The sequence below is a fragment of the Candidatus Competibacter phosphatis genome, from assembly GCF_012939995.1.
GTDB lineage: Bacteria > Pseudomonadota > Gammaproteobacteria > Competibacterales > Competibacteraceae > Competibacter > Competibacter phosphatis.
In genome coordinates this window covers 19,632-31,735 of sequence record NZ_SPMZ01000033.1, presented here as the reverse complement: position 1 = coordinate 31,735, position 12,104 = coordinate 19,632, and the positions used below count along the sequence as shown (strand labels likewise).

At 57.7% G+C, this 12,104-nt stretch carries 10 protein-coding genes and 1 riboswitch; of the genes, 3 read left to right on the top strand and 7 right to left on the bottom strand.

Annotated elements, in window-relative coordinates; all coding sequences use genetic code 11:
- The 5 genes from E4P82_RS12265 to E4P82_RS12245 form a co-directional block, all read right to left on the bottom strand.
- Positions 1–4,408, bottom strand: a 4,408-nt coding sequence (locus E4P82_RS12265) for a protease pro-enzyme activation domain-containing protein (protein WP_169249158.1), incomplete at its 3' end; no start/stop codon positions are given.
- A gap of 252 nt (positions 4,409–4,660) precedes the next feature.
- Complete coding sequence (gene rnt / locus E4P82_RS12260; RefSeq protein ID WP_169249157.1) at positions 4,661–5,299, bottom strand: ribonuclease T; 639 nt, start codon at positions 5,297–5,299, stop codon at positions 4,661–4,663.
- A 50-nt stretch (positions 5,300–5,349) separates the two neighbouring features.
- Entirely contained in the window at positions 5,350–5,787 is a 438-nt protein-coding gene (locus tag E4P82_RS12255; RefSeq protein WP_169249156.1) for a molybdenum cofactor biosynthesis protein MoaE, read from the bottom strand.
- A 3-nt stretch (positions 5,788–5,790) separates the two neighbouring features.
- The gene (locus E4P82_RS12250) at positions 5,791–6,024 is read right to left on the bottom strand and encodes a MoaD/ThiS family protein (RefSeq protein ID WP_169249155.1); all 234 of its coding nucleotides are present in this window, start codon (positions 6,022–6,024) and stop codon (positions 5,791–5,793) included.
- A gap of 12 nt (positions 6,025–6,036) precedes the next feature.
- Complete coding sequence (locus E4P82_RS12245) at positions 6,037–6,564, bottom strand: hypothetical protein (protein WP_246327558.1); 528 nt, start codon at positions 6,562–6,564, stop codon at positions 6,037–6,039.
- 263 nt (positions 6,565–6,827) lie between these two features.
- On the opposite strand from E4P82_RS12245, the gene metK reads away from it, so the two are divergent.
- The 3 genes from metK to metF all read left to right on the top strand — a co-directional run bounded on the left by metK (position 6,828) and on the right by metF (position 10,559).
- On the top strand, positions 6,828–7,988 hold the full coding sequence (metK, locus tag E4P82_RS12240; RefSeq protein ID WP_169249154.1) for a methionine adenosyltransferase: 1,161 nt from the start codon (positions 6,828–6,830) through the stop codon (positions 7,986–7,988).
- A 71-nt stretch (positions 7,989–8,059) separates the two neighbouring features.
- Positions 8,060–8,140, top strand: a riboswitch (S-adenosyl-L-homocysteine riboswitch).
- 17 nt (positions 8,141–8,157) lie between these two features.
- Entirely contained in the window at positions 8,158–9,576 is a 1,419-nt protein-coding gene (ahcY, locus tag E4P82_RS12235; RefSeq protein ID WP_169249153.1) for an adenosylhomocysteinase, read from the top strand.
- A gap of 116 nt (positions 9,577–9,692) precedes the next feature.
- The gene (gene metF / locus E4P82_RS12230) at positions 9,693–10,559 is read left to right on the top strand and encodes a methylenetetrahydrofolate reductase [NAD(P)H] (RefSeq protein WP_169249152.1); all 867 of its coding nucleotides are present in this window, start codon (positions 9,693–9,695) and stop codon (positions 10,557–10,559) included.
- Between the two features lie 117 nt (positions 10,560–10,676).
- Here the strand turns inward: metF and E4P82_RS12225 are convergent, their stop codons facing one another.
- Together E4P82_RS12225 and E4P82_RS12220 are read right to left on the bottom strand one after the other, a co-directional pair.
- Complete coding sequence (locus tag E4P82_RS12225) at positions 10,677–11,216, bottom strand: FlgO family outer membrane protein (RefSeq protein WP_169249151.1); 540 nt, start codon at positions 11,214–11,216, stop codon at positions 10,677–10,679.
- 14 nt (positions 11,217–11,230) lie between these two features.
- Positions 11,231–11,785, bottom strand: coding sequence for a hypothetical protein (locus E4P82_RS12220; protein ID WP_169249150.1), 555 nt, complete (start codon positions 11,783–11,785; stop codon positions 11,231–11,233).
- Positions 11,786–12,104: the final 319 nt, after the last annotated feature.

Sequence of the window (12,104 nt, the reverse complement as noted above, 5' to 3'; positions counted from 1 at the left end):
CCGCCAGGATCGACGATACTGCCATTTTGTTGCAGGTCGCTGTCGCCAGCGCCGCCGTCGGTACAACCGTGAGTGTGCTGCCGTTGACCGCCGCCGGCAGTGCGTACCAGTGGGCTGGCTGGCCGGTGGTGGGGCCGAATTTCCAATAGCTGGCGGCGCTAGCCGGCAGCGCGGCCGGGTAGGTCAGCGACAGCGAGATCGAGTTCCCGCAGCCGGTCGCCGTGAACTGGAACAGGTCGTAGGGAATTTGGATTCCCGCTGGCGGCGCGACCCCGATACTGGCAACTGGAACGAAGGCCGAGTTGACAAATTGGCAAGTCGGCGGTACGCCACTGGGGAGGCAAGCGGTGGCCTGTCCGCCGCTCGTCAACGCTCCGGTGAAGCAGATCGGTGGGGACGCGATTGGAGCAACCACGAAGAAGGATTGCGAGGCGGAAGACGGTACGAACTGGGCGGTTCCAACATAGTTGGCCGTCAGCACGAACGATCCCGCCGTGGGTAAAGTTACGGTACAGCTTGCGATACCGCTCGCATTGGTAGTGCCGTTGCACGACTGGCCACCGACCGAGAACTGAATAGCGGCTCCGGCAATCGCAGCGGTGGGGTTGGCTGAAGCATCAATCAAACCCGCCACCAGCATCGCGGACATGCCTGTGATGGAACTCGTCGGGTTGGTATTTAAGCTCAGGAAGGTGGTGTGCTTGCCAACCCCCCAGGTCAAACGCGCCGCATTTGAAGTAAAGCTCGCCGCGTCCACAGTCGCGTTGGCGGTCACGGTGTCGCTGCCGACAAAATCACCCCTATAAGTTATGGTCGCTTTGCCGTTGGCATCGGTGCGGCTGAGTTTGCTTTGCGCATTCGCCCCTCCTACGTGGAAGTATACCGGCGTGTCCGCAGGCACGGCCAAGTTAACGAACTGGGTGGAAAATGTTTGCAGTGATCCTTGCTCAGGGTCGGGTGAAACCGTCGCCGGCGACAAGATCAGCGCGGGTGCTGGGTTGGTTGCGGCGAACCCGCAACCGCCACTGCTGGGGGTCAATTTGTAAATGGTATCGGTAGCAGTGGCATAGAGACAGCCATCCGGACCGATCACTCCAGACCCGATGCCTCCGTTGGTCAGAGGTGTCGACGTATTGGTGGTCAAGTCCACCAAGGCGAGACCACTGGGAGCCAGCACGATCAATGACTTGGCCGATCCATCCGGGTTTGCTTCGCCGACAGTGACCCAATAATTCGAGGTAATGCCAAGAAGTGTCGTAATGGTCGGCGACGGCTGGTCGGTACCGGACACTCGCACGATGGGCGCACTCGGATTGCCAAAATAGTTGATGACCACATAGATCGAACCATTTGGCGCAAACGAAATGGCGCCGTTCCCCATCGTGGTGGGCAACGTGGCATAAACTTCCACGGTCGGCGTGGCACCGCCCGGATTACGCACTCGGAAGAGCGATGGGTTGTCGGAACCCGCCCCGGTGCAAGCGTTATCGAAGAACAGGTCGCCACTCAGTGGATCGACGGAGAGGCTGCTTGGACAGGTCAGATTGGCGGCGATCACTCGCAGTTGGACACCGGTCGCCGGATCGATCTCGACAATGTTGCCCGTCGTGAAGTTACCAGTCGTCGCGCCATGCGTAGCGTACAGCCGGCCATCCTTGCCGAAGGTTGGCTGTCCAAGCGTGAGTCCGAGATTCGAGAGCTTGTTGCCGGTGGAGACAGCGCCGCCATCCAGCCCAAATTGGAACAAGTCACCGCTGGCAAAATTGGCGACGTACACCGAGTTTGTCGTATTGAAAGTTGGATTCGACGCGCCCGAACAGCCCCAGTTAACGTTGCCAAAGAAGAGATTCTGTGTGAAAAATCCGTTGGCGAAGGGCGTTAAGGCATACCCGGCCGCAGCCGTTGGCGGATTACCCACACAGGACAAGTTGGCGGAACCGCTGAACGTCACGACTGCGGCACCCGGTACCGGCAAGTCGCCATCGGTCACATCCACGGCGGTGTATGTCACAATCTCGCTGAACTGGTTGGTTGCGGTGAACTGGATTTGACCATTGACGTCGGTCACGCTCGGACTCGGTCCGGTGATGACTGAACGGCCACTGCCTTGAGACAAGGTAATTGATTTACCTGGCGAGGGTCGATTCAGCGCATCCTTGAGCGTTACCGTGATGGTAGTCGCGCTCGCGCCATCATTGAGGAGACTGGTCGGACTGGCGCTGATACTGGCGCTAGCGGTTGGAGGTTGGATAAAGGCAACCTTCGCGGTTTGGGAGATTACAATTCCATCGCTGATATCAGTAGCAGTAAACGTGACTTCCTCAAAGGACAAGTTGGTCACCGTAAAAACAACACTACCATTATCCACGTCAGATACACCGCTGGCTGGAGTAATCAATGCATGGCTACCAGCACTGGCCGCAAGCGTGACGTTTTTGCCACTAACAACATTGCCAAAGGCATCGGCTAGTCTCACCACAACGCTGCCTTTGGTTGATCCGTCGGCATAAATTGGCAAAGGAAAATCGCTGCCGGCAGGCATGGTGGAGTTGCTATCACTAAACACACGAACTTCTGAAACCGAGCTGCTCGTAGGACCAACCGTCTGATTGGTCAGATGCCGATGTAGATTCGGAAGATTAGGTGAGCCAAGACCCACATGGGCAAAATCGCTCCCCATCGATGACGCATTATGAAAGGCATCCGTATTACCCAATGGGTAGAGTTGCGGATTGAGCGCGCCCAGATTGCTACCCTGTGATTGGTTCAGCAATGCGGCAAATGCCGCCCACGCCGGAGCAGCCAAACTGGTTCCACCATTCAAGGTACCGGTCGGGCATCCTCCTTCACTGGCCTTGCAAATCAGAATACCGTGCGCTGGGTCGGCATTAGCCGCCACGTCGGGCACGGAGCGCATCACCGAAGGATTGAATCCATCTTGGTAGCTTGGACGTGAAAAGAACTTGCTGACACCATATCCGCCTTGCCCAGAAGGCGGGGTATCGTTTGTTCCATTCCACCAAGTTTCACTGATATAGGTATTGCCCGGTCCGACAGTCAACGAGGTGCCGCCAACGGCCGTCGCACTTGGCGAATCGGATGGCACACCGATCGTATTCGGGGCGCCATCAAGACAGGTACTGCCGGTATCACCGGAACCGTTGAACACGCTGATGCCGGACGCGGCCGCGCTCTGCAAGATAGCATCAATGCTCTGTACATCAGCCAGCGTAGTCTGATCCTCACAGTATGACCAACTGTTGCTGATGATATGCACACCGCCGTTGATCATGGCATTGAACAGCGCCTGAAAACTTACATTCGCACCGGAAAAAGGTCCGTCGTAAACGACGATCTTCGCCCCAGGAGCGATCAACAATACCGCGTTGATGTCCATTAGCACTTCATCCTGATCCGATCCAGGCGAAGGGCCAGCGCCATCGTTTACATGGACCTGGCTGATATTGTCGAAAGTGCTTGCGGGCAATCCGATCAGGTGGATGAAATCCGATACATCGTTGGGATTAAAGGTGTCAAACTCCAACAAACCTATGGTTTGGCCGGTACCATCCGTACCCTGCCAAGCTGGAGGTGGCGGATCATTGCCTATCGGTAATCCATAGGCCGCAAACACCGCATTATGAACACACTTATCCAACCACTTCTGAGCCTCTTCCTGGATTTTCTTGAGTTGCTCCTGAGTTAAAGGTTTACCATTAGCCGCATTAGATGCGGCAACAATCAATCCACCATAAATCGCAGCATATTCCAAATCACAAATCACGGCGCCAAAAATAATTCTTATCGTTCTGATTATTTGCGGACGTGGTACAGCCAAGTTCGATAATCCTGACACTGCCTGCACGCGTCTCACGATTTCAGCAGGTAACATCGGCTCATTGATATTCGCAAAGAACTGGCGCTCGCCGATCACGTAGTCATTGATCTTGACGCTGAGTGCGCTTTCCGCCGTTGAACGGGTACCCGCGACCGTGAGCGTCATTCGGTTCACCGAATCTTCGGTGACCGTGAAACCTTGTTGCTCGAAATACGCCTGAACAACGTCGTAATCATCCTGGCTTGGCCCGAAGCGGTCAGAAACCTCCTGAGGATTCAGAAATTCTCGGAATTGTGGAGATTGTGGATCATAAACATCGCGTAGATAGTTCTCGAAACCTGCTGGATCGGAGCGTCGTAGCACGATGGTAAGCGTTAGTGACTCTAAAGTACTTTTGAGCGCCATAACAGGCGCTGTTACCGGCTGGGCTATCGACAGCGCTGACAATACATGGCCAGGCAATATAGTTCGATCGGAATTGGATGAAATATCGGGGGAAGCTGCCCATACCCACGGCGAAGCCAAAAATAAGACGACGACATACAAGACACTGGCTGTAAAGTGATGCATAGATCTTCCGCACTTACTCAAAAGCTCATTTAAACTGCTTCATGCAACTGCGCGTGTGATCCATCCATCGCCGGCAATCGGTTCCCGAATACCCATCCGATCACATTAACCACAAGAAAAACTGGGAACAATGTGGAACCCAAACCGATCACGGCGAAGTTCAAGTATGAATTAGTTCAGTGCGGAAATAAAATCAAGAAGAGATGAAAAAATCAGCTAAGAATCATGCTATGCCAACAGCATCGACAACGCCTAATCGTCCATTGGCGCCCACCCTCCCATATCCCGCCAACGGTTGACGATCCGGCAGAACAGTTCAGCCGTGCGCTCGGCGTCGTAAATGGCCGAATGCGCTTCGCGCTCATTCCAGGGAATGCCCGCCGCCCGCAACGCCCGCGCGAGCACCGTCTGCCCGTAGGCCAGACCCGCCAGCGATACCGTATCGAAACTGCTGAAGGGATGGAAAGGGTTGCGCTTGATCTTGGCGCGTGCCGCCGCCGCGTTCAGGAATGCCAGATCGAAGAAGGAATTGTGGCCGACCAGAACGGCACGGGTGCAGCCGGTTTCCCGAATTTCCCGCCGTACCTCCCGAAAGATCGCATCCAGCGCTTCGCTTTCCGGCACCGCGAAGCGGAATGGATGGTCGGGATCGATGCCGTTCACCGCCATCGAGGCCGGGTCCAATCGCGCGCCGGGAAACGGCTGTACATGATGAGCCAATGTTCCGACCGGGCGCAGATAACCTTGCCAGTCCATGCGCACCATCACGGCGGCGATTTCCAGCAGGGCATCGGTCTGAGCGTTGATGCCGCCGGTCTCGACATCCACGATCACCGGCAAGAAACCTCGAAACCGGCTAGCGATGAGGGGATTGGGAGTAGGTTCGTTCATCTTGGGAGCATAGCGGATCGCCGGCGGCGGCGCATCCGTGTCCAACCGGCTCAGCCCGGCGTGTTATGTTCCACCCAGCGCGAACCGGCGGCGGTGGTCTCGCGCTTCCAAAAAGGCGCCTTCGACTTCAGTTCCTCTATGATGGACCGGCAGGCCGAAAAAGCCGCCGCCCGATGTTCCGACCAAACCGCCACCAGCACAATGGGATCGTTGGGTCGCAATTCACCGACCCGGTGCACCACCAACACCTCCAGCAGCGGCCATTCCCGGCTGGCGGTTTCGACGATGCGCCGAAGATATTTTTCGGTCATGCCCGGATAGTATTCCAACACCATGCCCTGTACTGCGTCCCCGTCGTTGAAATCGCGCATCGTGCCGATGAAAATCGCCGTCGCGCCACATCGGCCCGCCAATCCGGTCGACAGGCGCTGATGACGTTCCAGTTCCACCAAGGGCTCAAAAGGCGTTTCCCGCAATTCGACCCGCATGCCCTACCCTCCGGTCACCGGTGGAAAGAACGCCACCTCGTCGCCATCGCGCACCGCATGTTCCAGTCCGGCATATTCCATGTTCACCGCCGCCAAGACATTCGGCGGCAATGGCATCTCCCGATGCAGTGCCGCCCAAACCCCGGCGACCGTCAAGCCGTCGGCGGCATCCAGCCGATCCTCGGCGCGACCCACGCGCTCACACAGGCTGGCAAAGTATCTAACGTGAACGGTCATGCTCTTGCCTCCTCAGCGATGGTCCTTGGATCGCCCTGATCCATCCCGCCGCAACCGCCAGCAAGGACGTCCGTCAAGATCGATCAAGCCGTTTTGCCACAACCACTGGCGCGCATCCTCGGCGTCCCGTTCGAACCAGGCGCGGGCCGAACCCAGGCGGAAAGAATAACCCCAGGCATCCATATCGACGAACATTCGCAACCGCCCAACCCCAGGCAGCTCATCCGCCAACAGGATTTGCAGATAGCAAACCCCGTTTTCCTCGATACAGTCGCCGCCGGCATCGGTATGCAATCGCGCCCGGCGTCCGGCATCCATGCAGATGTAGTGACAAGCTTCGTGCAGAGCGGAATGCACTGGGGTGTCATCGCGCACGAACAGACCATCGCCGACCAACCCTGCTTCCGAATCGCCCCAATAGCTGCCGGGAATCTCGCCCTGGGACGGGACTCGCTCCACACTCAACCCATAGCGCCCCAACAGCACCATCAACGTTTCCATCTGCTCGCATCCCAACTCGGCGCAGGTCAACACCGCCATGACTCATTGCGACACATCCCCTCTACCCCCGCGACTTCGTCCGTTGCAACCAAGTCGTGGGACAACGGTCGATAGGTGACTTGAAATTGTTGCGACGATGTTATCATTTCTCAATCATTAAATAACCAAATCGCATAAGCAATTAGAGTGAAAATGCAGCATTTTCCAGTTAGACTTGCGATTTTCCGGCCATTGTCCGCCATTTCGGCGAACGAAATGAAATTCTGCTTGTTGCCGCCCTTGTTTGAAGGATACGTTATCCCATGAGCCGAACTCATCTATTCACCTCCGAGTCCGTTTCCGAAGGACATCCGGACAAAATCGCCGACCAGATTTCCGACGCCGTGCTCGACGCCATCCTCGCCGAGGACCCCAAGGCCCGCGTTGCCTGCGAAACCCTGATCAAGACCGGCGTGGTGGTGCTGGCCGGCGAAATCACCACATCGGCCTGGGTGGACTTCGACCGGATCGTACGCGACACCGTCATCGATATCGGTTACGACAACTCCAACGTCGGCTTCGACGGCGCGACTTGCGCGGTGCTGTCCTGCATCGGCAAACAGTCGGCCGACATCGCCCAGGGCGTGGACCGTAAAAGTCCCGAAGAACAAGGTGCTGGCGATCAGGGTTTGATGTTCGGCTACGCCTGCAACGAAACCGACGTATTGATGCCCGCGCCGATCACGTACGCTCACCGCCTGGTGCAGCGGCAGGCCGAGATGCGCAAGCGCGGCGTGCTGCCCTGGTTGCGACCCGACGCCAAAAGCCAGATCACTTTCCGCTACCAAGGCAACGACGTGGTGGGCATCGAGGCGGTGGTGCTGTCCACCCAACACGATGCGGATATCAGCTACGATCTGCTGCGCGAGGCGGTGATGGAGAATATCATCCAGCCGGTGCTGCCGGCCGAGTGGCTGGACAAACACACTCAGTACCACATCAACCCGACCGGTAGCTTCGTCATCGGCGGGCCGGTGGGAGACTGCGGGCTGACCGGGCGCAAGATCATTGTCGATACCTACGGCGGTTCGGCGCATCACGGCGGCGGTGCCTTCTCCGGCAAGGACCCGTCCAAGGTTGACCGTTCCGCCGCCTACGCGGGTCGCTACGTCGCCAAGAACATCGTCGCCGCCGGTCTGGCCGACAAGTGCGAGATCCAGGTGTCCTACGCCATCGGTGTGGCCGAGCCGACCTCGATCAGCATCAACACCTTCGGCACCGGCAAGATCGACGAAGACCGGCTGGTGGATATCGTGCGCGGCCACTTCGACCTGCGCCCCTATGGCTTGGTGAAGATGCTCGACCTGATCCGGCCGATTTTCCGCAAGACCGCCGCCTACGGCCACTTCGGCCGCGAAGAGCCGGAATTCACCTGGGAACGTACCGACAAGGCCGAGGCACTGCGGGATGCGGCGGGCCTGTAAATCCGGCCACGGGCGGAACCAACCTTCAGCGGACGCCACCGGCTAATCCCTGACTCCGAATTTTCTCGCCTCCCGCCGAGGGGCGCTGCAGCGGTTTTCACCGTCAGGCTCGGCGGGGCATGGCTTTCACAAGCCAACGGCGCCCGTTCAATCGTATGGAGTGTACGTTATGAACGCCGTCGCGCGCGAAAAGCCCACCGTTGATTATCTGGTCGCCGATATCACCCTGGCGGACTGGGGCCGCAAGGAAATCGCCATCGCCGAAACCGAAATGCCCGGCCTGATGGCGGTTCGGGCCGAATACCGGGACCGGCAGCCGCTCAAGGGCGCCCGTATCGCCGGCTCGCTGCACATGACCATCCAGACCGCCGTCCTGATCGAGACCCTGGCGGAACTGGGCGCGGACGTGCGTTGGGCCTCTTGCAACATTTTCTCGACTCAGGATCACGCCGCCGCCGCCATCGCCGCCGACGGTATTCCGGTGTTCGCTTACAAGGGTGAATCGCTGGACGAGTACTGGGACTTTACGCATCGCATTCTGGAATGGCACGACGGCGGCACGCCGAACATGATCCTGGACGATGGCGGCGACGCCACTTTGCTGGTCACGCTCGGTGCTCGGGCGGAACAGGATCTCTCGCTGATCGCCAATCCGAGCTGTGAGGAAGAACAAGTCTTATTCGCCGCTATCCGCAAGCGCTTGGAGAGCCAACCCGGTTGGTACTCGAAAATCCAGAACAATATCAAGGGTGTGACCGAGGAAACGACGACCGGCGTCCACCGCCTGTACATGATGGAAAAGGAAGGGCGGCTACCCTTCCCCGCCATCAACGTCAACGACTCGGTCACCAAGTCCAAATTCGACAATCTCTACGGATGCCGCGAGTCGCTGGTGGACGGCATCAAGCGCGCCACCGACGTGATGATTGCCGGCAAGATCGCCGTGGTGCTGGGTTACGGCGATGTCGGTAAGGGCTGCGCCCAAAGCCTGCGCGGCCTGGGCGCCACGGTGTGGGTCACCGAAATCGATCCGATCTGCGCCCTGCAGGCGGCGATGGAAGGCTACCGGGTCGTCACCATGGACGAGGTCTGCGCGCTGGCGGACATCTTCGTCACCACCACCGGTAACGTCAGCGTCATCACTCACGACCACATGGCCCGAATGAAAAATCAGGCCATCGTCTGCAATATCGGTCATTTCGATTCCGAAATCGAGGTGGCCAACCTGAAGCAATATCGCTGGGAAAACATCAAACCGCAGGTGGATCACATCATCTTCCCCGACGGCAAGCGCATCATTCTGCTGGCCGAGGGACGGCTGGTGAACCTAGGCTGCGCCACGGGTCATCCCAGTTTCGTGATGTCCAATTCCTTCACCAATCAGGTACTGGCGCAGATCGAACTGTTCACCCAGGATGGACAGTACCAAAACAAGGTCTACGTGCTGCCCAAGCATTTGGACGAAAAGGTCGCACGACTGCATCTGGATCGGATCGGCGCCAAACTGACCACGCTCACGCCGGAGCAGGCTGCGTATATTGGCGTTGCGATGGACGGGCCGTATAAAGCCGAGAACTATCGCTACTGATCGGCGGACTCAGGCCAAGAAGCAGGCACCGGAAAGCATACCTTGGTATCTTCCCATGCCTGCCGTCGTTTGTTCCCCTCGCATTTTCGTCCTACCTTCCCTTCTCCATACCCGCCATGGACTCCCAAAGACGCCACCCCAAGGTTTTCAGTTGCGAATTCTTCCCCCCCAACACTGATGAAGGAATGCTCAAGTTATTCGCTGCCCGCGAAGCGCTGATGCAGATGCAGCCTGCTTTCTTCTCGGTCACTTACGGCGCCGGCGGCTCCACCCGCGAACGCACCTTACAGGCGATCCAGACCATTCAAGCGCATAGCGGCGTGGATGCCGCGCCCCACCTGACTTGCGTAGCCTCCACCCGCGCGGGGACTCGAGAGATTCTGGCCGGCTACCGCGCCCAAGGTATCCATCGCATCGTCGCCCTACGTGGCGACCTGCCCTCGGGGACGCGGGAATTCGGCGAACTGCGCTACGCCAACGAACTGGTGGCCTTCATCCGTGCCGAAACCGGTGACCACTTCCACATCGAAGTCGCCGCTTACCCGGAATGTCATCCACAGGCGCCGAACACCGAACGCGACCTGCTCCACTTCAAGCATAAAGTCGAAGCCGGCGCCAACGGTGCCATTACCCAATATTTCTACAACTCGGATGCCTATTTCCGCTTCGCGGACGACTGCGCCCGGTTGGGAATCGATCTACCGATCGTGCCCGGCATCATGCCGATCACCAATTTCACGCAACTGGCGCGGTTCTCGGACAGTTGTGGAGCGGAAATTCCACGCTGGATTCGTAAGCGACTGGAGGGCTTCGGCGACGACCGCGACGCCATCCGTGCCTTTGGTCTGGATGTAGTCACCGATCTTTGCCGACGCCTGCTGGAAGGCGGTGCACCGGGCCTGCATTTCTACACGATGAACCAAGCTGGGCCGACGCTGGCGATCTGCGAGCGACTGGGACTGACCGCGCCGAGCAACGAATAACTTTGATCTTTGATCAGGGAAACGGCAAGCGCCCTTCCGCCGAAAGAGCGGAAGGGCGCTTGCCGTCAGAGGGATCGAAACAGGAAGAGCGAAAAGTGGATTGGTCCGTTTTCCTGCTTATTGAGCAGCTACCAGCGCCTTGGCATCCGGCCCGAGCGGCAGCACATAGTCATACGAAGCCAAAACCTGATTATCCGTCGCCCGAATCAGGCGGGCATTCACAAATACCGACTGCCGACCAACTGCGTAAGTACCGGCGATCACCGCCGCCGCGTTATGCGACTGACTGATTTCCTTGACCGAGCGCGACAACGCGAATTCGCCGGCGCCTTCGGCAACGAAGATGTTGTTGCGCATCGTGATCTCGACCACCGTAAAGCCCTGCTGCGCGAACCGGGAACCAATCTGCTGGCCGATGACCCGCCCGAGACCAGACGACGTTTCCAGGTTGTTGATATCCACAAACGTGGCTGCCAACAAGGGCTCATTCCGCTCCTTGAGCCAAGGGGTTCGCGTCAGGAGAGCATCGGCCGCGCCATAGTTCTGCTCGACCAGATTTGCGTCCCGAATGATCGGTCGCGTCGAGGTATCATCCGTGGAGGCACACCCCACGATACCCAAGCCAAGAACGGCCAGTAGCGCAACCGCGCCACGCAAGATCGTGTTCCCACTCATGGTCCGACCACCTCTATGATACGGCTAGCCGATGGTTGCATGGCGATATACTGGCTCTTGTCGCCGATGTAATAAACATTGCTATACCGAATCAGAAAACGCTCAGCGTTCATCACCGAAACATTCAGGATGACTTCATGCTTCGTGGTTTCCGGCAATCGGTCCGTCACCACCTGCATGTCGTAGGAAACCGGATAACCCGCCGATGGGTTGGTGGTGACGACGAACCCCCGTTCCACCAGATGCGTGGTCAGCAAATTGTAGAACGCCTCGTCCGCACTGCTTTCGTATCGAGGCTGTTGGATGAATAGCGTGATGATCGGATGCTCGCCCTGAGCAGCGACCGCTGGGTCCCCACCCTGCTCTGGGCTCGGACCGATCAACGCATCATAGATCCAGTTGGCTACGTCGATCGCCATAACATCCCAGTGATGCGCCGATTGCATCTTCTGCTGGTATGTGAGCGGATAACCTGTTTCGACGGGCATCGGAGTTGTGCAGGCCCCCAGCCCGAGGCAGAGGATGACAAGAAGGGCACTAGAGATCTTCATGGTTTCTCCCTCGGTTTTTATATCCGTTATTAACGGCACCCATTAGAGTTTAGCCGGTTATACCACCGGTGCCACCCCTTGACAACTAAGGTTTCCAGTCATCGCTGTTTCATGGATTCAACGCCCGTATAGCTCTCGCCGACCGTTAACAGCCAAAACATGTCTACATCAAGCCAAGACACACTATATAGTGTGTTCGTGTTTAATAAAACACATTATATAGGAATTTTGCCTGGAATTTTTCTCTGCATCCTCTAGAATCTGGTGGCCTGAATCGTGAGGCGTACCCGTTGTCACCCAGCGAACGGCAATGCCCAAA

What these genes read in the sequence shown, in the direction of transcription:
- ahcY (WP_169249153.1), top strand. Translation starts at nt 8,158, where the DNA reads ATGAACGCCGTCGCGCGCGAAAAGCCCACCGTTGATTATCTGGTCGCC.
- rnt (WP_169249157.1), bottom strand. Translation starts at nt 5,299, where the DNA reads ATGAACGAACCTACTCCCAATCCCCTCATCGCTAGCCGGTTTCGAGGT.
- E4P82_RS12220 (WP_169249150.1), bottom strand. Translation starts at nt 11,785, where the DNA reads ATGAAGATCTCTAGTGCCCTTCTTGTCATCCTCTGCCTCGGGCTGGGG.
- E4P82_RS12255 (WP_169249156.1), bottom strand. Translation starts at nt 5,787, where the DNA reads ATGCGGGTCGAATTGCGGGAAACGCCTTTTGAGCCCTTGGTGGAACTG.
- E4P82_RS12245 (WP_246327558.1), bottom strand. Translation starts at nt 6,564, where the DNA reads ATGGCGGTGTTGACCTGCGCCGAGTTGGGATGCGAGCAGATGGAAACG.
- metK (WP_169249154.1), top strand. Translation starts at nt 6,828, where the DNA reads ATGAGCCGAACTCATCTATTCACCTCCGAGTCCGTTTCCGAAGGACAT.
- E4P82_RS12250 (WP_169249155.1), bottom strand. Translation starts at nt 6,024, where the DNA reads ATGACCGTTCACGTTAGATACTTTGCCAGCCTGTGTGAGCGCGTGGGT.
- metF (WP_169249152.1), top strand. Translation starts at nt 9,693, where the DNA reads ATGGACTCCCAAAGACGCCACCCCAAGGTTTTCAGTTGCGAATTCTTC.